The organism is Deinococcus hopiensis KR-140, assembly GCF_900176165.1.
In the GTDB taxonomy this organism is placed as follows: domain Bacteria; phylum Deinococcota; class Deinococci; order Deinococcales; family Deinococcaceae; genus Deinococcus; species Deinococcus hopiensis.
Genome location: NZ_FWWU01000005.1, coordinates 13691 through 33681, shown reverse-complemented (window position 1 = coordinate 33681; position 19991 = coordinate 13691). Strand labels below are relative to the sequence as shown.

The following is a 19991-nucleotide window of genomic DNA, read 5'->3' as shown; positions in this document are numbered from 1 at the left end:
GGCAAGGAGGTCGTGGTTCCCAGAGCATATTCAGGTTGGGGGGCACGCTTGAGGTGGTGCTGTCCGGGCTAAGTTGGGCCTTCAATTCTCGAGCCTGTGCTGTCAGGGTGCCGTATTCAGCCGTCATCGCCTGGAGTTGGGCTGCGAGCGTTTGGCAGTGAGGGCAGGCCGAGGGTTCGATCCGCCTCCCTTATCAGCCCATCGTGCACAAGGCCCCCACTCCGCTCAGCGCAGTGCAGGCATGTTCAGTGCCGTTCGCACCCCCTCTGAAGTGAAGGCCTCCACGTCCAGACGGCGAATCAGCACCTCTACCCCTGTCATGGGCAAGGTGACGCGCTGGGTAGCATTTGGGAAACGCTCAAGGGAGTGCGGCTTCACTTGGTCATGCCCGTAGTTTCCGAGGAAGCGTGACACGCTAACGAAAAGCCCCACGGCAGGGTGGGGCAGGAAACCAGCTTCACTCGGCTGGGGTTGTTGTGGAGACAGTTTCAATATAACTGTTACCGGTAACAAGACTATTACAGCCGTACCTAAACCAGACGCACACAAACGAAAAACCCCGCCGAAGCGGGGCTGTTCCTGGCGGGAGCCGGTGCCCTGCACCCGTCCCCGGCCAGTCAGCGGTGATCCCCCTGAAAAGACCGTCCTCTCCCCCACCGTGTCGCAGCAGGTCACCCTGCATAACCAGTGCGGCAGTAGCTCCATGGCGAGCATCCTGCTTGATGCGCAGTCCTGATCCTCTCTGGCCCCCATTCGCCCGACCGTGTACCAGGAGGGAATGGACGCGCAGGAAGCCCGCATTCTGGCAGGGCACTTGGTTGAGGCGGCGCTGCTGGCAGAAGGGGAAATACGGTAAGCGGTGAAGGGCATGTCGCTGTGGGGTGCCCCCATTGCGCCGTAAAAGGGGTGGCGTTCCGACATGTGAAACCAAGGTGGTGATCGGTCAACCCCCTCACCTTGAAGCAGCGGATGCGCGGCGATTCTCCTTCCTTACAGGGTTGACCGATCACCACCTCCCGGACACACCCTGGAGAAGGCTTTGTCCTTCGGTGATGCCCAGGGTCGTGGGGCACTCGCCTCACCCCGCAAGACGGCGTCAATCTGGTCCACTACACTGCCAGTGGCAGCCCCTTATGGACGAGCAACACCTGTTGCCGCGAGGAACCCCTGACGCTTCCTGTGGACGCGGTATGAGCAGGCCGCGGTCCATCCCCCTCCGAGGTGCCATGACCCATCAGACCCTGACCCAACGCCTGCACGCTCTGTTTCGACACGCTGAGATCCTCCATGCGTGGCGACTTCGCCGCGAGCTTCCACTTGACGGCTGGACCATCCAGCGCACGGGTGAGTCGGCCCAGTCCATCGCCCTGGGGGCCGCCTGGACGCCAACCGAGGATGACCTGCCCGTCAAGTTCTCCCTAGAGACCAGGGTACCCGCAGATCTGGGGGAGGCTGAACTGGAACTCGATTTTGGTGGTGAGGGCGAGGCCTGGGTGTGGCACGAGGGGCGAGAGGTCGCGCACCTGGGCCTCAACGCCTACCATCAGGCCGTGCGGCTCGGCACGCTTACAGCGGGGGAAGCCTTGCACGTGCGGGTCGAGGCTGTGGCGCGCGGCTTCTTCGGCGAGCCGCAACAGCCCAGGTTGGCACGGGCCGTCCTCACCGAGCGTGAGCCTGGAGTCGACCGTTTCACTCTAGAACTGCACGCCTTGCTGGAGGCCGCCCGAGAGTTGGAGACCCACGAAGTCGTGCCGCAACTGCTTTCCATCGCCGAGGAAGCCGTGGCCCTGCTCGCCTGGCCCAGCGACACGCAAGAGGTCCTGGGGCGTGGGCACCCAGGCATTGGGCGGGGGGCCACGGGGGTCTGGCGGCTCCCCAACTTTCCTAAGCCCCGGCCGCTCTCGTTCCAGGCACGGGCAAGCGCAGAACAGGCGCTCGATTACCTGCATTGCGAGTTGGAGCGCCTGCGGCGGCGCTACCCGCCTGTTGGACGGCTGGCGCTGAGCGGGCACGCGCACATCGACCTGGCCTGGCTGTGGCCGGTTGCTGAGACCCGGCGCAAGATACGGCGCACCTTCGGGACACAACTGGCGCTGCTGGAGCGCTACCCGGAAATGACCTTCAACCAGTCCTCAGCTCAGATCTACGCCTGGCTGCAAACCGACGCGCCAGACCTGTTTGACCAGGTGGCTGCGCGTGTGCGGGAAGGCCGAATTGAGGCAGTGGGCGGTACTTGGGTCGAGCCCGACGGGCAGATGCCCTCAGGCGAGGCATGGGCGCGCCATTTCCTGTATGGCCAACGCTACTTCGAGCAGCACTTTGGGCGGCGCTCCACGGTACTGTGGCTGCCGGACACGTTCGGCTACGCCCCTGCCCTGCCGCAGATCATGCGCTTGGCTGGCATCACGGGTTTTTTCACGACCAAAATGAGTTGGAACGAGACCAACACCTTTCCCCACGACCTGTTTGCGTGGGAAGGCCTGGACGGCACGCGCATCACGACGCACATGTTCCACAATTGGGGCAGCGGGGCGGTGGCGGCGGGAGGTTACAACGGCGAGATTCGCCCACGCGACTTGCTGAGCACCTGGCGCAACTTCCGCGGCAAGCAACTGCGTGTTTGGGGAGACGGAGAACCCACCAGCCTGTTCTCGCACGGTTACGGCGATGGCGGTGGTGGCCCCAGCCGCGAAAACTTGGAGCGGTTCCAGTTCCTACGTGACTTCCCAGCCCTGCCGCGCCTCAGCATGACGCGGGTGGATGACTTCTTCCGGGGTCTACCGACTCAGGGCTTGCCCGTATGGGTGGGCGAATTGTACCTGGAGTTGCACCGCGCGACCCTGACCACGCAGTCGCGCGTCAAGAAACTGAACCGCGAGGCCGAACACCGGCTGGTCGAGGCTGAACTCGTCACCTGCCTGACTTCCCTTGTGGGCCGCCCCTCCTTGCGCCAGCGCCTTGAACAGGCGTGGAAGACGCTGTTGCTCAACCAATTCCACGACATTTTGCCGGGGTCGAGCATCGCCGAGGTGTACGCGGCGGCACTCCCGGAGCTAGAGGGTGTTGTGCGCGAGGCAGAGACGATCTGTCAGGAAGCCGCGACGCCGCAAGCGGGGATGTTCAGCATCCTCAACCCATCGCTGGAACCGCGCTGCGCGCCAGTGCTGATCCCGGGGGCAGTCGCTGGGCAGAAGGTGGAGGGCGGTGGGCTCATCCCGGTTGAACTGCCCCCACTCGGTGTGCACCAGGTAGAGGCAAACGACCACGGCCTGGGACACCACACGGCAGGCCTGTCTCCCGTGACAGCCATGCAGATGGGCGAGGCGTTCGTCCTGCGCGCCCAGGATGGCAGTCTGGAAGCACAGATCGGGCCGGACGGTACCCTACACCGTTTGATTTGCTCCGAGTTACCGTGTGGATCAGAGGGGGTACTGGACGGGCGTGGCAACGTGCTCATGGCCTACGTGGACCTTCCGCGTGAGTGGGAGGCCTGGGACACCGCCACTGCGGTGGGCGACCCCGGAGAAGAGGTCGGGGGCGTACAGCGCATCGAGATCCTTGAAACAGGTCCCTGGCGCGCGGCGGTGCGCGTGACGCGCGTCTGGAGATCGAGCCGTATCGTGCAGACCTACCGGCTGGAGGTCGGGTCCGGACGTCTCGACGTCGAGACCCAGATGGATTGGCACGAGCGGAGAACCATGCTGCGCGCGCTCTTTCCTTTGCGGGTCCATACCCGGCAAGCGACGTTTGAAACAGCCTTTGGGAGCGTCGTGCGGCCTACCCACCGCAACACAAGCTGGGACGCAGCGCGCTTTGAAGTCTGCGGTCACCGCTGGGCGGATCTGTCGCAGGCAGACTGGGGCGTCGCCCTGTTAAACGATGGCAAATACGGCCACTCCACCCTGGAGAGCACTCTAGGACTCAGTTTGGTACGCGGCCCCATGTGGCCGGATGCGTTGGCCGATGAGGGCGAGCAGCGCTTCACCTATGCCCTGTATCCACATACCGGGAACGCCCGCACGGGCCGCGTGGCGCAAGCAGCTCTGGCGCTCAACAGTCCGCTGATGCTTCTCCCCGGGCGACTTGCGCCACCCACCCTACGCGTCCAGGGCGAGGGCGTCATGCTCTCAGCGCTAAAACACGCTGAGGACGGGGTTGGTCTGGTCCTGCGCCTGTACGAACCCTATGGAGCACACGCCGAGTTCACGCTGGCCTGCGCTCAGCTGCAAGACGCCTGGCGAGTGAACCTGCTTGAAGACCCGATCGGGGAGGTGCCGCTGGAGACTTCAGGCCAAGGGTCACAGCTGCGCCTGACGCTGCGACCATTTGAAATCGCCTCGCTGCGCCTCCGCTTTGGATCTCCAACAACAGGGCAGACGGGGCCCGGATAAGACGTAGTTCGGTGCATTTCTGGGGATATCCCACCTGGGGTTTCCCCGATCCTGCACAGCTGTGGCTAAGGGCCTGGCCAGAAGATTGTTTGGGAGGTGCGGCGGGGCGAGGGTGCACCAGATGCGGAGGCAAGCGGTCAACTCGGCTAAAGCCCAGATACAGGTCTGGACGCTTCTCCCAGCGCGTCTGGATGCGGCGGAAACGGTTGAACCGACTGTGGTCCACACTCAACCTTCCTGGGCAGAACGGACGCGCCTGGGCACGCCTGCCCGCACCCACCGCCGTGGTGGGTGGCGTCGTGGATTACCAGGAGCAGGAATGGGCTGGCCTACCACCCTCTTCTTGGGGATAGGCGCGACCAGGCCTTCATCGTGGCCCGTTAACGGCACGCGGGCGTGTCGTACCCACGAGCAACAGATGTCGCTCAGCATCTTGCTGTCCTAGCGATGCGCTCCACAGAGCACGACCGAGAGCGGAATACCTTTGGCGTCAGTGAGCAGGGTACATTTACACCCGCCTTTTCCTCGGTCAGTGGAATTGTGGCTTCGGGCACACCAGCGCCTTTTCCCAACGGGGCATTGACCATGCTCCCGTCGGCGGCTTGCCATTCCCACAGGGTGCCGAGTTCCTGGTCGTACTCTTCGGGCACCATCGCCCACCCCGTGCGGAAGCATTCGTGTTCCACCCAGGCACAGAACCGCTCGTGAACAGTCGATTTCGGACCGTACCGGCGGGGCAACTGGCGCCACTGGCTCCCGGTTCGCGCCAGTCAAATCAGCCCATTGAAAATCGAGCGGGCGTCCCGCATGGGACGCCCGCTCTTTTTCCTGGGTTTGTTGATCACCAGCACAGGGGCCAGACGCAGCCAGAGCTCGTCCGCTACCTCCCATAGTGTGTTCTGGTCATTGATCTGATCTTGATGCGGTTGCGTCGTCGTCACTGCCCTTCAGTAGACCAATATCTTCCGAATAGGTTCTTAGACGAGGTCTTGGACATCTGGGGATGAGGGGGCGGGGAAAGATGCCGCAGGACATTTGGCAATCCGGTTGCCTCGTGGGCATCAAGTGCATGAACGCTTGTGTGAGGCCGTGGGCTACGCTCACAGCCTCATAGCGGGACCTATTGATACCTGGGTTGATTTGACATAAGGGCGCGAGGGGATGCCTCACGCAGGTGGAGCTCCCCCCAGAAAGGAGCGCATCAGGCGTCCCGAACCTGAAGAATTGACCGTCAGCAACTCGTGGTCCAGACAGTCCAGGGCCGTTTCACCCGACAACAATGGTGTCCTGACTCAGCAATGGCTCCTGGAGGAGTTTGTTACGCTGATCCCATATTTGGATGCCTTGTTTGGCCTACGGAGGAGAACCCCATGATCCAGACCCAGACTCGCGCCGAACTGCATCGGTTCATCACCCAGACCTTGATCCAGCGCGGCATGTCTCTGGGCAGCGCGAAGGTGACCGCCGATGGGTTCCTCCTCGACCTGGAAGACACCTCCACTCTGAGGTTGACTGGCTTCGGACAGATTGAACGCCTTGCGCCGGACTGCTACCGGGTGGATGCTGAGCGGCCCCGGTTGAACTATGCCCACCAGGAGAAGGCCTCCAGCAGTACGGCAGCAGAAATTCAGCACATCACTGAGTCATTCATGCAGAGTGGAACGCCTGAGCCCTTTGCCCGGAATGCCGCGCACATCATCGTAAATCGCCGGTACGGCAAACGCGTCGACTGAAGGCTCGTGGAGGAAAGGAGGAAGTAGAGGGTGTTGCGCGTCAAGTCGCCCCAAGGGAAGGTGCTTGTCCGCAGAAGATTGGGTGTTCAATAGGCAGATTTCCAAGATGAGGCTCGCCGTGGAAAACGCACCGGGTCGGTGAAGAAGTTCCGGGTCTATCGCAAGTTCTACCGTAACGATCCCAAGCGGCATGGCTTGTGCTGATGATGCGTCACCGGTGTGGCCAATCTCCGCCACGCCTTACGGGCACCACCGTTCGCCCAACAGCACCAGAAGGGAGCAGGCGAAGAGTAGCCCCTTCGCCTGCTCCTTCCCTTACAACCACGCCATCAATTTTGAGCGGAACGGGAATGGAACGGGCACTGCCCGCTGGATTTCTCCAGAGGGTCCTCGCTTCCGGCAACACGCTGCGCTTCTCCTACCGCCCACCGAAGCGGCAACTGGACGACGTGTAAAAAACGCCCCCTGGGGGCGTTTCTCAGGCCTTGAAGTTCTGGCTCATGGCGTGGGCGTACCTCAGCAGGCCGTCGCCCCACCCGCCCAGGATAAATGTGCCCCGGTACGTCTCCGGCACGATGGTGTCGCCGTAGCCCGCCACCTGCACCAGGTACACGAGCACCTGTGGATTCACCTGCTGGCGGTAGGTCTGGATGAGCTTCGGCACGTCGATGTACCGTCCACCACTCGGCCACAGGTAATCCCGGTAGGCGCCGGGGTCGGTGCCGTACAGCCCGCCGTGCCCCGCCTGCATGTCGCTGTACACGAACACGTGGTCCCAATGCTGCCGCTCCCGGATCGCTCGGTCCCAGAACAGCCAGATGCCGTTTTCGTGCCCATGCCGATGTTCTTCGCCAGGCGCTCGGCCCGCTCCAGGTTCGGCATGACCCGGCCCTCCACGCGGAAGGTCTCCAGGCGGTCGCCGAACACACCGACATGCCCTTCGTCGGCCCGGCGGGCAGTCAGGACTGCGCTCAGGTTGGCGATGGTGCTCACCTGGATCTGACCCATACTGGACGTCGCCGTGCCCTGCGCGCTCCCGCTGTTGTCGCACAGACTCATCACGCGTCCGGAGAAGTGCGGCAGTTCGCCCAGGCTGACTTCCAGCGCCTCTTCCACCGCCTGCAGCACTGCTTTCGGCGCGCTGGTTTCCTTCACCGCTCGATAGGCGCTGTAGTAGCGGAAGGGCAGTTGCTTGCCGGTGGCAGCGCCCTCGACCAGCTTCTGGGTGAACAACGCTGGCGCAACACCATGTTTCACGAGGTTGCGGAGGTTGCGCAGCAGGGCCATATGGCCCATTACGTTCACGGCCTCCTCCCACTGGGCCTGGCCACTGCCCTTCGCGCTGATCAGGCTCTCCCAGGTCTCCCCTTCGAGCTTCAGCTCACCGCGCATCAGGGCGTCGATGGCCGGGCTGTAAGCGTGCACAAGGTTCACCACATCGAGCGTCTTCACGCCCTTGCCCTCCAGGCGGTACTTCGCCAGGGCGGTGGGTGACACCCGCTCCAAGGCGACCTTCCAGGCCTTTTTCAGGCTGTTGGGAACCGGCTTGCCGTAGGCGGAGAGCTGGTAGGCCAGCCCAGTGGCGCACTCGTCCGGGCGGCGGATGATGCCCGGTGCATATTCCCGGACCAGGCCGGTGCCTCGGACAGCGGGGTGGTTGGCCGCGCGCACCAAGATGACCTGCGGCGTGACGCGGATGTTCCACTCGCTGCGCAGCTTGGCGGCCAGGCGCAGGGTGCCTTCCGGATCAGCATCCAGGGCGTTGTCGGTGGCCCGCTCCAGCCGCTGGGCAGGCGTGAGGTTGCGGCTTTCCTGCGGGTCCAGAGCCCCCAGGGTGGCGTGGAGGTGGGCCAGGGCCATGTCACTCAGGTGACCCCTGTGAACGCGCTGAGGGCGGTCGTCCTTCACGTCCCGCGCGTAGTACATTGGCTCGCCGAAAAAGCAGCTGGCAGCGGTGACGCGAAGGGTCTGGAGGGGATCAGCGATGTTGTAGGATGGCCCGCCCATGAAGTTCAGGTGGGGCGAGACGGCCTTGTGCTTCTTTTTGCGGTTGACAAAACCCATGGGCATGACCTCCTTCGTCACGGTGTCGGAAAGGAAAAGAAAAGGGCCAGTGGGAGAACTTTGAACTCCGGTGTCGGTTTTCTTGGGAAAAGAAGGAACCGGAGAACTCACTGCCCACTGACCAGGCTGGATGCCCGGAGAACATGTCGCGGCGGGACACAAAGCGCTCTAACCACTGAGCTACACCTGGAACCAGGTGGCGGGACTCGAACCCGCGACCTCTCGATCCGTAGTCGAAGGAACCGCCGCTCTCACTGCCGAGCGAAGGACAGTATGGCAGGGGACGCCACCCTCCTCCACCCGCCGTTTGACCCAAGCCCTGCTACGCGCATTGGCGCAGCCACCCTTGTGGACCGCCCGAGCAGACGGGCGGCAGCGTGCCGAGGACCCACCTCTCCAGCATTCGGACTGGAGGCCGCGCTGCATACGGGCATGCAGGCGGTCCTACCCCGAGCGACCAGCTCAGCCTGCAGTGCCTCGAAGATGGCCCAGACAGCCTTGCTTTGCCGCGCTCCCAGGGCGACACCCGGTACGCATCCCAGTTCCGGAGGCCGCGCGGCTCAATCACCGCCTGCCACTCTGCGCGGAGGAAAGCGAGGGGCAACTCCGATCCTGCGGCCCGCGCCGCTCGCCCAAGAATCGCCGTTAATTCCTCGTCTGGCATCGGCTGGTATGGCGGATCCCAGGCCCGGGCCTGCAGGTTCGCCCAGCGGTAGAGGTTCATTACGGTGACCTTCTGGCGCTGCCGTTCGTCCGGCACCAGCAGGGTGAGCTTCTCCTCGAGACGGGACGCGAGCGTGCGGCTGAACGAGGTGAGCAGCACACGCGCCGGATGTGCACGGACGAGATGCGCTGTTCGGTGTAGGGCCACCACCGTCTTGCCAATTCCAGCACTGCCGGTAATGCGCGCTTGTCCGCTCTGTCGGCGCTCCGCGAGGTACCGCTGCGCCGGATGCAGGTAGATCGTCCACTCTTCCCAGCGCCCATCGAGAGCGGCCTGCAGCTCCACTTCGTCGGTGGTGAGCCGGAAGTGCCGCCTTGCATCAGGAACGTTTTGGCAATCACCAGGGCGTCCTCCGCCATCTCGTCGGATTCCGGGGCGTCTTCCGCGTCGAGGGCAGGCGCGAGACGCTCCCGGACCAACTTGATGAACGTGCGTTCCTGCCGCCGACCGCTCGCCGCCTTTACCAGCGCAGCGGCAAACACCACGGTGAGCGGAAGCATGATCGCTATGAGCGACAACCAGCCTTCCGGCCGCAATTTCAGCATTGTCGTGAGGAGTTCTCGCATCCGTTACGCTCCGGGGAAGGGGCTGTAGGGTATGCCGAAGGGGTGGTTGGCTTCCTCCGGATGGTAGCTGCAGCGCAACCCGTTTTTGATGACGTCGTCTTCCGTCTTGCCGACTTCGCCGCCGCACTTCACGCAGTAAAAGCTGTCGTGGGGCGCGATGCGGTTTTTCGGGAGGCGTTCCCCTGGGCCTTGAAAGCGGGTGGGCTGACTAGAGCATTTGTCATAAAGATACGGAGGGATAAGCATGTCGGAACCAGGCGTTGATGTCCTGTGCACGAACCGCCTGCAAAGCGGCTCCAATGGCAGAGATGAGGCCGTCGACTGTTCGACAAGCCTTCGCTCTGACGGCCGCCTTGACCTGAGAGAACATCAGCTCGATAGGATTAAAGTCTGGACTATAAGGCGGAAGGAACAGGATCCGACAACCCTGTGCTTCAATAAGTGTTGGAACAGACGCTCGATGATGAGACGACAGGTTGTCCATGACAACGACCTGTCCTGGCTGCAGGATAGGACAAACCAAATGGCGGATGTACCATTCAAACGATGGACCATTGACGGCACCAGTCAAAACGAACGGGACCATCGGTCCCGTAAGTTGTAGAGCACAAATCAAGGTCTGGTTGCGTCCGTGATTCCTGGGAACATAGCCATGAGCTCGCTCAGTCCTGTGCGCACGCGCGTATCCTCGTGTCATGGCGGTGTGAAAGCCACTCTCATCCAGGAACACCAGCTGTTCTGGATGAGTGAGATACGGAGCTAAGTCATTGAGAAACTGCTGTCGCCTTTCTTCACTTCGCTCGAACGCGACCAAAGTTTTTTTTACGGGTGATGTGATGCTTGCGGAACACTCGATCCACAGTTTTGAAGCTGACCTTCAACCCTGTCGCTTCTTCGAGCATGCGAGCATGCTCGATCAATGTCGCGTCGTCATGCGCCTTGAGTTGTTGCAGCAGTTGCTGTTCGTGTAGGGGTGTGACCCGTGGGGGACGACCAGAAGACCGACCCACCTCGTGCAACGTTCCCAGGCGCTGCTTTTCCAGGTAGGTATCTACGGTTTCGATGCGCATTCGGTACAACCGGGCGACCTCTTTCCGAGTCTGACCGCCTTCGACCGCCGCGACCACCCGTTCCCGCAGATCCAGACTGTACCCTCGCCCCCCAACAGCTTTCATGCTCTCATTATGACAAGTGCTCTAAATGACAGATCCTGCACGTCATCTGCGGCGCGAAGTGCGAAGCGATGGACAGACTTGCTCACAAGTGTACCCAGTGGAGGTGGGAATGTCTGTCCGCCTTCCCCTGCTGCTGCCCGACTTGTGGTCACCTCGAACTGTCCGTGTTCTCCTGATCTTTGGAGACCGCATCCTCAATATCCGCGAGGTCGAGTACGCCCCTCGTCAAAACGTTCGAGGGCACCTGCAGCACCTTCTGGTTCAGGGGATCGGATGGGCACGGCGCGTTCCTTCTGGCACACCCTCTTGAATGAAGCTCCTCTTCAGATGGGACCTTCGGTAGCCCTGGTTGTCCTGCTATAGGAGCCTAACGAAGCCACTTCGTGTGAAGAACCTCTGCTCATCAATCTCGACCAAGCTCCCTGATTCACCTTTCGGGTCTACAGCACGTCGGCCACTCCCCGAAATCGCTCCAGCGCGCTGCTTCGCCTCAGAACACTGCACGGCACCCCACCGAAGGACTCCGTATGCTCGCAACACTGCGCCCGTTCTCCACCACCCTGCTGCTGAGCGCCGCCCTGATCCTCTCCGGATGTGACGTGAAGCCGCGGGACTGAGGAATCCGTGACGCTGGGCCTTCTGCAAAAGTCCTGTCCGTCCAGTTGCGGCGGAAATAGAATCTATGTACTATCAATCGTAGTACAGTGGGAGAGAAGGGAGAATGATCAGCGCGCTCATCCTCACAGCCTTCCGTGCTGTGACGACGACGAGTCCCCCCTGCGGCCTTAAGGACAGCGCTGCAGGTTGAGTGACCAGGCACAACATGCTATAGGAGACCGGGAAAAATGCTCAAAGGTAATGACGGACGATATACCATCTACGGCAACGGACTACTTAATGTAGAGCTTCTCTCATGTGCGACGCCAATCTCCAATATTCGTAGCAGTTCACATTTATATAGTGAAGGCGTTTCACGTTCGTCCGCTCCCAGTATCAGTCTTTTTTCGTGCCAGAGAACCTTCGAATTTAGCTCTGTAAAATTGACTGACGGACCAGGGATGGTAACATATCTATTTTTCAGACAAGGGCAAACACACTGCTGCCTCCTCATATGAAATAAAGCAAGTCGAAAAGGACGGATTCCTAAAGAAATTGCTTGACTTATTTTACTCCTTTGACCTCAAAACCGTCACAGAACAAAGTCAGGCGACCACCAAACTAGATGATGGCCTAGCGTTATGATTTGCCGCAAACAACACAGAAGTTGCAACGTTCTTAAGGTAAGCAGTGTTCAGGGTTCTGGGAGGAGTGCAAGGAACGCTCTATCTCTTGAATCCAGGCCATTCCGTTTCATCTGCCGCTTCTCGCTCAGTAAGGGTGAGACGAGCTTCCTACTCACATCCAAGCGTGGCTTATATGACATTAGATCTTGAACAGATGGTAGCCGAGAATCCTCAAGGGAGTGACGTCAGTATTAATTCCAGGCTCGTGCTAACCCGGCGAGCAGTCGTATCGATGCCTCAACTGGTCGAGGATTACGGCTATCATTTGACACCTGCAATGATTGTGGGGATGTCCTGGCAACACACATTCTTGGCCGACTATTTTCAGATAGCCGTGATCCGCCGTCTCAATGAAAACCACACCCGTCTGGGGATCGACTCCTTGGAGTACCGTATAGGATGGCAGGATGGATACCGAGCTGCTTTACGTGATGCGCGCCAGGAGCACGTGGGATGGTGGTTGCATCAAAGAGAGACTTTTAACCCTAAGGTAGGCTTAACTCCAGTAGAGGTCAAAAATGTGCTGCTGGGTGAGGAGTGGCAAACCGTATCCAGCCGCGAGAACTCCACGGCTCACCCGGTCGTCTTGCTGACGTGGGTTGAGCGTCGGGTACTAAAAATGTACGCGGTGGAACTGGAACGCGAGACGATGCACCAGCGTCCTATAGAGATCATCTGGTCCTGAGCGCCAGTGCCTTCCTCGGCTCCGCAGGGAGGAGAACGTTCCCAAGGTCATTCGCATCGACAGGATGTGAACGGATTGCGCGTTGATCCGGATCTTCCGCTGGGCCAGAAGGAGGACATGACCCCAGAAAGCGCAATCCAGCAACTGTTGGGTGCCTACGTTCACATGGTGTTCGAGGTGCCATGTGATCAATTGCGCCTCTTATTGGAGACGGAGAAAAAGCCCGGATACATGAGTTGATGCCGACCTCCGTCTCGCTCTTGAGCCCTCGCCTCGCCGCCCTGACTGGGTTCAACACTGCCTCCCTCTACGGTATGGTCGGCATCTCACTCCCGGCAGCAACCACGGTCCCAGGGCGAGCGCTCCTGCCACCTTCGATGTGGTGGACCCGGTGCTGCAAAATCACTGAACTGTTCGCCTGAGTCGCGGTCATGCTCGGCGAGGACCGGACCCGAGGCTGGCTGACCCAACTCAACAGTCACCTGGACGGGAAGGCCCCCGCCAATTTGTTGCGCACAGAGACTGGGGGCAAGCGCCTCTCACGCTACTTGAAGTCGCTCCAAAACGTCACCTACGGATGAAGCTGGAGCGACTGGCTAAAAGCCTAGGCCACCGCTGCGTTGACGCTGGCCCGAGTTGGCGGAGGAGGTAGTGGAGGTGCCTACCTTTCACATTAAGGTGCTGACCGCGCGTCAGGATGCTTAGGGTTACGGCAGGGCACTGGTGACTACTGCTGCCAAGCAGGGCCTCATGCTCTTGCTAAACGCGGACCCTCAGCGTCAAAGCTTCTACGCGCGGTTGTGCTTCGACTTTGCCCCCCTGTCCTGACGTGCGCATCGCCATGAAGCCAGGTTTTGAGTGGCCTCCCTGCTGCTTTACCATGCGCTCACCCCGCGGCCGAGTGGGCGTGCCAGGTGCCACAGGCACCTGGCACGCCGAACGGGAACAACGGCTGCACGTCACAGGCACCAGGCCGGCGCTCGGAGTCTTCGCCATCGCGCCGCTATAGTTGCAAGCCCTCGATCGACATCGTCATACGAGTCCACCCATGGGGAAGTGGCTGTAACCATTCGCGTCGTTGACCCCGCTTCAAGTCCTCGCGCCTCACAAGGGTGGTTCGTTTGCCTCCCTCTGCTGCTCGTTCCTCGCGTCCTTCAGGCTGGCCCTCCTCCCAAATGCTCCCCATCCGGTTGCAGATACCCTCTCACGTACTGGAAGACTCGGTCGTGTCCCCAGGGCGCAGGAGTTCCCAGAGGGGCAGGCCAACTGCGGCGGCGAGGGCAGCCATGTTATCAATGGCGACATTGCGCTCGCCCCGCTCAATCCCAGCGATATAGCTCCAGTTCATGTCGGCAGCATCCGCGACGTCCTCCAGCGTCAGCCCTCTTTTGTGGCGTTCGGTGCGGAGACGCGTCCCGAACATCAAGCGTTCGGGACTGGGGGGACGCGTGGTACTGGGCATTCTGCCAGCGTCCCGCCCCATCCTACACCCGGTACAGTCAATCTACGTACTATTCGTCTCAGTACAGTAAGACGAGAGAAGAAATGCGGAAGCACTCGTTTTAACCGTCCTCGACCCCCTGTCCATGGCTGGTACTGCTGTCCTTGGCCAAGACGCCGTAAAGGAGCGGCGCCTTAGCGCCAACTTGCCGGTTTGGTGCTGTCTCTGGCAAGTGGCTGCGCTTCAAATTCCATCTCATAGGTCCCAGTCAGGGCCAACGCCTGCCTGATGATCTGCGCTCCGCGCGCCAATGGTGGCTCGCCGCTCCACCAGAGCAGGCCGTTCGCCGTCACGCTCCATCTTCCCCTTCCGGGTGAGCGTGCTTATTACCTCCCTCTACGCGCAGACACGTGACCTCCGAGTCCAGCAACCTGTAGCCAGTCGAGACCATCGCACCGTCCTGCCAACCCACGCACAGCAGGACCGTCTGATCGTCAAGAATGCCCGCCCGCTGCCCCCAGCGAAGCCAGCGCAGGTCCTGCTCGGGCACGTCACGCTCACTATCGGGGTACATCAGCCATGACCCCACCCATTCCAGGGACCTTGAGGAGATCGCGGTCAGGGCATCCGCCCATCCCAGGGCGTAGCGGGGGTCTATGGCCAGAGGTGAAGTCAACGAAGGCCACCCGCGGTACCCCTGTGGTGCGGCGTATAGGACGTGCAAGCGGCTGCCCTCTATGTGGCCGAACAGCAAACCACCCCGCAGGACTCCCGGCGCGGAAAGCTGGGCCCGGAGGACACTCCGGGCGGGCGAATGGAGGACTATTTCTTCCAGACTCTCTACCTCCTCAGGATGGGGGCGAGAGGGGGGAACGGTCAGGCCCAGCACGTAGCGGTGCAGGCGGGTGATGGTCATCATGTCAGGCTCCTTTGCAACCCCGGTCAGTGGGCCTGGATCTGATCCAGCTGACCGCGATGCGAAACGGACCTGCACCCGCCAGGGTGAATGCTTTGTGGTGACGTTGGGTACCCCGGTCCGGAAGGCAGGTGGGCCTGCGAGCGAACCTTGGGTAACTCGGGAGCAAAGAAGAGCTATGGGCCAGGCAGAGGGCCGCTGGCCGGGGCATAAAGGAAGGCCATCACCTCTACAGCATGAGGTCCGGCCCGAACTGATGGGCTTAAGAGTGTGCAACCCGGCGATCCGGTATCCAGAATCTGATGACAAAAAGACCTCCACGGTGTGTGGAGGTCAGAGAATCTTGAGGACAGGGTGGGTGTCAGAACCAACGCGGGTTAATCACATACAGGTCCAAATCGCGAGACAGCCGCGCCTGCCGCTCAGGCGCAGGCACACCCCATATCACGGAGTCATAACCACTGTCGCGAAAGGCAGACAATTTACTTTCAATCACTCCCATCGTGTACGAGCCCGTGTCGTACTCCAGTGCCTCCGGCCCAAACTCGCCGTAGTAAATGGCGTCCGGTTTGTTGGACGTTTTGCGCCCCATCAGGCCGTTACTCCGGTAATGAGCCGGGTTAGGTGCGATGCCCTTGAGGAGCCGCATCTCCGCCGTCCCAGCTGCATGCGAGAGCGTACTCCAGTCCCGGTACTGCAGACGTGACTGCCGCAAGTGAAACCGCGTGCGCACCACGTAGCCCGGACGAGAGTGGATTGGCCTGACCTGCGCCTCCACCGACGGCACCGCCTCGAGATCGGCCGGTTTTAGACCGAAATACCGCCATAGCTGCTGTTCGGCCAGCACCCCATCGACCTCCAGAGCTTGCCTAAAAGCCTCGATCCGCTCAGCACGCGGCTGCCCCAGGACGTCCAGCCAGGGTTTGCCGTAAGGCCGCCTGACCTCTGCCGCCCGGGCCAGATACCGCTGTTCTTCACCCGGCCGCCGGATGGGGCCATCGGGACTCCTGGTTACTGACAGTTGTTGTGACGATTGAGCGCCCTTTGGCACCCAGGGGATGACCCGGAGCCATGCCTGGTGTTGTGACGCGATCTCCTGACCACGCCTTGGCCGAGGTGCAAAAATGACGACCCAGAAATCACGGAACAGTGCCTGACTACGCAAGCGCCAAACCAGCTCTTTTATGCCGCTCGGCGAGTAGCCAGCGGGCAGTTTACCAATGACCAGCGCCCGACCACCCTCTAACTCCGCCATCTGCGTCGCCAGCTCAGGTGGCATCTTGGCGGCCGTCATGCGGACGGCCGTCATCCTGCCTGACGTGTCGTATTGACGTAGGTCCTGGACCTCAGACAGGGCAGACCACCCGAGATCCCGCAGGCAGAGGCGGACGTAGGCCCGGTCAAGTTGACGCGCGGGGCTGCTCCTGTCCCTGACACGGACACCGATCAGGTCCTGTCCCGCAGACGTGAGGAGCGTCATCGCTCCTATTGAGGTGGCCGTCTCCGTGACCAGCTCAGCTACCGTGAACGCCTCCGCGTTGGTGAGGTTATTGGCCACCTCGTCCGTCCGCCAGGCCCCGTCGATGTGCAGACGGTGCAGCGTTTCGAGGTCTGAGGGACGAATGACGAGGGCTCTGTCGTCCACGTGGACGACCTTCGGTTTCATTTTTGCGCCTTGCTAATAAGCACTTGCCGGTGCAAATCAGCCAGGCGATCAAAATCATCCTTACCGGTGCGCAACCGTTCCGCCGTACTGCCAATGCGCCCACTGGCCATCATGTGTGCGTACTGCGACGCCAGCGCCTGCTCGCTGAACCACTGCATGACCTCAGGCGTCATTCTAATCATGTCGTCGGGGAGTGTCCGACGCTGCCCCTTCTCCTCACCGTCGCCACCGACGCGAATCGTGAACCTCTCCCCTTTCAGTGGCACTGCCCGAATGATGCCGTCCCGGATCGCCTTGCCATACCCATCAACGACCAGCTTCCGCCCCCCCAAGGAAATGGCCCTGAGCACCTCGCTGTACCTCTGCAACTTCCCCTCTAGGCTACACGCCTCCTCCTTTGGACCGGCCCCTGACGCCTCGCCAGACGCCTCCAAATCAGCCCCTGTACCGTTCGCCTCTCCCTTTTTGCCTTCATTGGCACATGCAGCCGAGGTCTCTGAAGTCCCAGTGGGCGCACCGTCCTGGTCTTTTTGAGCCTCCTGAGGTGACTGCCCCTCCCCCACTGGCTTACCCTCACGCCCCTCGTTCTCCGTCTGCACCTTGGGTTCCGGTTGACTCGTCTCCTCGGGGTTACCTCGTTCCAGGCCAGCATCTTTTCCTTGTGCGGACTCTGAAGTCGTTTCGAGCTCACCCTCTTGGCCCTGCCGGATAGTCGTCCCCAAGTCCCCTTGCCCCATCTCCGCCAGTAGATCCGGAAACAGTCCGTCGTTAGTGTCTTCGTCCATATCAACCTCCCACATCTATGTTCAACCCGGATTCAGAAAATCCATTTTTCTGAATCCGGGAGTATGGGGGGGGGTACGGCAGAAAGATTCTGCACAGTTGCAGCGGTGACAGCTTCGGCGCACTTTAGCGAGACAACAGGAGGCCCAGTGCTGGGTCACAGATTGTTGGCCGTAGCCCCTTCCCGACGCTCGCTTTCGCCCCATCTCACCTCAATACGTGCTGTGTTCAGGAGCTAAGTACAGCTTTCCCAATTTGAAGTCGGGGCTGGGCAGCGTGCGCGTGGTACTTCGCGTTGTGGTCATCGTAGGCAGTGGCTGCTGGGTAGAACCTCCACCAGCAGGCATGGTGTCACTTTGAAGACGGCATTATCCTGGAAGAGATAACCATCACATCTGGGGAATAGTAGGTTCGGCGATCTGCAGTGGTAACGCGCATATCCGAAGCGTAGGCGTAGCAGCCCTGATAGCTGCCCGGGATCAGCGCGGACGCACCGATGGCTCCTGTCTGGCCGTACAGGGGGTAGACAGAGCCGTGCACACGCTTACGGTTGAACTGACTGGATGTCTCGGTCCGCAAGTCCTCCTCCACGCCCTGCGCCTGGAAAGCGGTCTCGGTCATGCGTTCACATCAACGGTCACAGTAAGAGGAGGAAAACCATCCATCCTTCTCGGTCTGGGCTCAGTCGCCCGGCGTCCTGGACGCTTCCTCTCTCAATTGATACTCGCTCTCCAAAGAACAGGACCCGCAACCGATCCACCCACTTGTCAGATTATTTCGAAGTCAATACCTCCAATTGGGGGTAAGAATTTCAGGCTATTAAGTCTTGTGACTATTTTCACACACACCCACCTGTAGGTGACCATTAAGTTGTGCAAGCAACACCTTCGCGATCCCAAGCAATTGACCCATTACTCCACCCTCTCTACGCTACCCCTCCCTCTTCTGCACAGCCATACTGGTGGGTCACAACGCAGACCGCCCCCAAGATGGCTAAGGGAGCGTGGGCCCTGTGAGGGCGCTTCGGCGGCAGAGTGATCAGGAGGTGATCACTGAGGCGGTGCGCAAGCAGCAGCTCAACGCTCAGGCACAGGCCCTTTTGGCCGGTCACCCCGAAGCCGCACCAAAGTCCCAGCGTCCGCTTGGGAGTGCCCCCACCAACACCCGTGCTCCGGTCAGCCAGCAGGAAGCCCTCAAGGCCCTGGGTCTGTACCGCAAGAGCGTCCGCGCTCGCCCTGTCCCTACCGGTTACCGGCCCCAGAAGACCTACCAGCCCGTCACGTTCCCCTGGGCACCGACCCAGCACCTGACCAAGCTCAGCCGCAGCGTCAGCCGAGAGTGGAGCCAGGTGCTCGAATCCGTCAGCACCACCAGTCTCACTGGAGGAAAGCTCTATGCCTCCCAGGGACGCAACCTCAAGCGGATCGTCGAGGAGCTGCGCAAGCACTGCTACCTGAAGGTAGACGAGGCCGGACGGCCCGCACAGGTCCGCGAACAGGTCGTGCAGATTGTGGACGGGGAGCGGTACTGTTTCGCGCGCTGCGAGTGTGGCATGTCACCGGCGACCTTCTACCGTGCTTTGGAGCACCCGCTGGCGCACCTGTTCATTCGCACCCAGAAAGTGCAGCGGGAAGAGGAGGGCACCCAGACCCGGCGCAACGTCGCCACCCTGTTCACCGTGGCCCTGTACGAGCCGGAGATGCCGGTGGAGTTGGAAATGGAGTTCTGGGCAGAGAACGTCCAAGAGGTGGATGTATTTTTCTCCGTCCTAGACAGCAACTATCAAGATGAGTCCATTAAAGGAAGCCCCTTAACTACTCAAAAACAAGGGGGAGCTTGTGGAAAACTCACCGACCGCCTGGGAGGGGCTTCCGCAGACCACCAGAGCGCCGAGGAGGCCAGGCAGGAGCTGCTGGGCTGGATTGACAGTGCGGCCCTGATCTCGCGGGCAGGAGACCGTGTTGATCTGGACGACGACACCCTGGGGGGTTGTATAGACAGGTTGCGAAACAGTAACCCGGCCATTTGGGAAATCGCCGTACGGATCGCTGTCCACCACGACGAGAAGGAGACGCACATGGTGGCGGCCATCGGCTACTACAAGGCCCTGGTCCACCTGGGCGTCCCCAAGGTCCGCTACTGGACCAAACGGTTGGAGAAGTGGCGGATGAAAGGACAGCGGATCGAGACGCCCGGCAGATTGCTGATGCACCACCTCAACCGCGAGGCGAGGGCGGCCACTGGATTCCCGATCCGGGACCTTGGGACGGAGCCGGGGCAGTTCATGGCCTAGTACTACAGTTGCAGTTGCTCCAGGAACCTGTTGTTCAAGGGCTTTCTGCCACCAGTCACCTCCCGAGAATTCCCGTGTTTTAGAGACGGAATCGCCAACTGCAACTGTAGTACTAGAGTCCTGGGGGTCCAGCCGTCTCACCGCAACGTGTGCCACTTCTGTGCCTGCGTGTCCGTATGCTCCGGAACTGACGGTGTTCAGCTGGCAAAACCGGTATGCCGACCGGGTGGCCCACGCTGTAGGCGTGCCGCCCTGCAGCTGAGCCGCGCAA

General features: G+C 61.1%; 16 protein-coding genes and 1 pseudogene. 7 read left to right on the top strand and 10 right to left on the bottom strand.

Features of this window, described 5'->3' with window-relative positions; all coding sequences use genetic code 11:
• Window positions 1–1226: 1226 nt before the first annotated feature.
• Complete coding sequence (locus tag B9A95_RS04975; RefSeq protein ID WP_170928427.1) at window positions 1227–4391, top strand: glycoside hydrolase family 38 N-terminal domain-containing protein; 3165 nt, start codon at window positions 1227–1229, stop codon at window positions 4389–4391.
• A gap of 154 nt (window positions 4392–4545) precedes the next feature.
• Here B9A95_RS04975 and B9A95_RS36750 read toward each other — a convergent pair.
• Window positions 4546–5302 (bottom strand): annotated as a pseudogene (locus B9A95_RS36750) (IS5 family transposase); the annotation flags it as partial.
• Between the two features lie 459 nt (window positions 5303–5761).
• Between B9A95_RS36750 and B9A95_RS04965 the strand changes: the two are divergent.
• Window positions 5762–6124 carry a hypothetical protein gene (locus B9A95_RS04965; protein ID WP_084045852.1) on the top strand — a complete coding sequence of 121 codons (363 nt, stop codon included), beginning with the start codon at window positions 5762–5764 and terminating at the stop codon, window positions 6122–6124.
• 478 nt (window positions 6125–6602) lie between these two features.
• On the opposite strand, the gene B9A95_RS34470 is transcribed toward B9A95_RS04965, so the two are convergent.
• The 3 genes from B9A95_RS34470 to B9A95_RS33225 form a co-directional block, all read right to left on the bottom strand.
• Window positions 6603–6788, bottom strand: a complete 186-nt coding sequence (locus B9A95_RS34470; protein ID WP_212648253.1) for a hypothetical protein — start codon at window positions 6786–6788, stop codon at window positions 6603–6605.
• A complete protein-coding gene (locus B9A95_RS04960; RefSeq protein WP_212648252.1) occupies window positions 6752–8194 on the bottom strand; it encodes a TROVE domain-containing protein in 1443 nt (480 codons plus the stop codon). The genes B9A95_RS34470 and B9A95_RS04960 overlap by 37 nt, the downstream gene beginning before the upstream one ends.
• Window positions 8195–8510: 316 nt before the next feature.
• Window positions 8511–9197 (bottom strand): UvrD-helicase domain-containing protein, encoded by a 687-nt coding sequence (locus tag B9A95_RS33225; RefSeq protein ID WP_084045851.1) that lies wholly within the window; start codon window positions 9195–9197, stop codon window positions 8511–8513.
• Window positions 9198–9226: 29 nt separating this feature from the next.
• Here B9A95_RS33225 and B9A95_RS33220 point away from each other — a divergent pair, with 29 nt between their 5' ends.
• The gene (locus B9A95_RS33220) at window positions 9227–9742 is read left to right on the top strand and encodes a hypothetical protein (RefSeq protein ID WP_170928424.1); all 516 of its coding nucleotides are present in this window, start codon (window positions 9227–9229) and stop codon (window positions 9740–9742) included.
• Here B9A95_RS33220 and B9A95_RS04940 read toward each other — a convergent pair.
• A protein-coding gene (locus B9A95_RS04940) for an IS630 family transposase (RefSeq protein WP_139806467.1) occupies window positions 9699–10653 on the bottom strand; the annotation gives its coding sequence in 2 pieces (ribosomal slippage) (window positions 9699–10301 and window positions 10303–10653; 954 coding nt in all). The two genes, B9A95_RS33220 and B9A95_RS04940, sit on opposite strands and share 44 nt — an antisense overlap.
• Window positions 10654–10762: 109 nt before the next feature.
• Between B9A95_RS04940 and B9A95_RS31560 the strand changes: the two genes are divergently transcribed.
• From B9A95_RS31560 to B9A95_RS36745, 3 genes are all read left to right on the top strand, one after another.
• Window positions 10763–10963, top strand: a complete 201-nt coding sequence (locus B9A95_RS31560; RefSeq protein WP_139806466.1) for a hypothetical protein — start codon at window positions 10763–10765, stop codon at window positions 10961–10963.
• Window positions 10964–12060: 1097 nt separating this feature from the next.
• Complete coding sequence (locus B9A95_RS04935) at window positions 12061–12621, top strand: hypothetical protein (RefSeq protein WP_212648251.1); 561 nt, start codon at window positions 12061–12063, stop codon at window positions 12619–12621.
• Between the two features lie 431 nt (window positions 12622–13052).
• Complete coding sequence (locus B9A95_RS36745; RefSeq protein ID WP_084045849.1) at window positions 13053–13202, top strand: MbcA/ParS/Xre antitoxin family protein; 150 nt, start codon at window positions 13053–13055, stop codon at window positions 13200–13202.
• A gap of 623 nt (window positions 13203–13825) precedes the next feature.
• On the opposite strand, the gene B9A95_RS04925 is transcribed toward B9A95_RS36745, so the two are convergent.
• From B9A95_RS04925 to B9A95_RS04905, 5 genes are all read right to left on the bottom strand, one after another.
• A complete protein-coding gene (locus tag B9A95_RS04925) occupies window positions 13826–14083 on the bottom strand; it encodes a helix-turn-helix domain-containing protein (RefSeq protein WP_084045848.1) in 258 nt (85 codons plus the stop codon).
• A gap of 328 nt (window positions 14084–14411) precedes the next feature.
• Window positions 14412–14981, bottom strand: a complete 570-nt coding sequence (locus tag B9A95_RS04920; protein ID WP_084045847.1) for a hypothetical protein — start codon at window positions 14979–14981, stop codon at window positions 14412–14414.
• Between the two features lie 358 nt (window positions 14982–15339).
• Window positions 15340–16644, bottom strand: coding sequence for a hypothetical protein (locus tag B9A95_RS04915; protein ID WP_084045846.1), 1305 nt, complete (start codon window positions 16642–16644; stop codon window positions 15340–15342).
• Window positions 16641–17429, bottom strand: a complete 789-nt coding sequence (locus B9A95_RS04910; RefSeq protein WP_139806464.1) for a hypothetical protein — start codon at window positions 17427–17429, stop codon at window positions 16641–16643. The genes B9A95_RS04915 and B9A95_RS04910 overlap by 4 nt, the downstream gene beginning before the upstream one ends.
• A 349-nt stretch (window positions 17430–17778) precedes the next feature.
• Window positions 17779–18048, bottom strand: a complete 270-nt coding sequence (locus B9A95_RS04905; RefSeq protein ID WP_084045844.1) for a hypothetical protein — start codon at window positions 18046–18048, stop codon at window positions 17779–17781.
• A 382-nt stretch (window positions 18049–18430) separates the two neighbouring features.
• Between B9A95_RS04905 and B9A95_RS04900 the strand changes: the two genes are divergently transcribed.
• Window positions 18431–19720 (top strand): hypothetical protein, encoded by a 1290-nt coding sequence (locus B9A95_RS04900; RefSeq protein ID WP_245808147.1) that lies wholly within the window; start codon window positions 18431–18433, stop codon window positions 19718–19720.
• Window positions 19721–19991: the final 271 nt, after the last annotated feature.

Excerpts from the sequence above, each read along its gene's own strand:
- B9A95_RS04975 (WP_170928427.1), top strand. The coding sequence starts at position 1,227 with ATGACCCATCAGACCCTGACCCAACGCCTGCACGCTCTGTTTCGACAC.
- B9A95_RS04965 (WP_084045852.1), top strand. The coding sequence starts at position 5,762 with ATGATCCAGACCCAGACTCGCGCCGAACTGCATCGGTTCATCACCCAG.
- B9A95_RS04960 (WP_212648252.1), bottom strand. The coding sequence starts at position 8,194 with ATGCCCATGGGTTTTGTCAACCGCAAAAAGAAGCACAAGGCCGTCTCG.
- B9A95_RS31560 (WP_139806466.1), top strand. The coding sequence starts at position 10,763 with ATGTCTGTCCGCCTTCCCCTGCTGCTGCCCGACTTGTGGTCACCTCGA.
- B9A95_RS36745 (WP_084045849.1), top strand. The coding sequence starts at position 13,053 with ATGCTCGGCGAGGACCGGACCCGAGGCTGGCTGACCCAACTCAACAGT.
- B9A95_RS04925 (WP_084045848.1), bottom strand. The coding sequence starts at position 14,083 with ATGCCCAGTACCACGCGTCCCCCCAGTCCCGAACGCTTGATGTTCGGG.
- B9A95_RS04920 (WP_084045847.1), bottom strand. The coding sequence starts at position 14,981 with ATGATGACCATCACCCGCCTGCACCGCTACGTGCTGGGCCTGACCGTT.
- B9A95_RS04915 (WP_084045846.1), bottom strand. The coding sequence starts at position 16,644 with ATGAAACCGAAGGTCGTCCACGTGGACGACAGAGCCCTCGTCATTCGT.
- B9A95_RS04910 (WP_139806464.1), bottom strand. The coding sequence starts at position 17,429 with ATGGACGAAGACACTAACGACGGACTGTTTCCGGATCTACTGGCGGAG.
- B9A95_RS04905 (WP_084045844.1), bottom strand. The coding sequence starts at position 18,048 with ATGACCGAGACCGCTTTCCAGGCGCAGGGCGTGGAGGAGGACTTGCGG.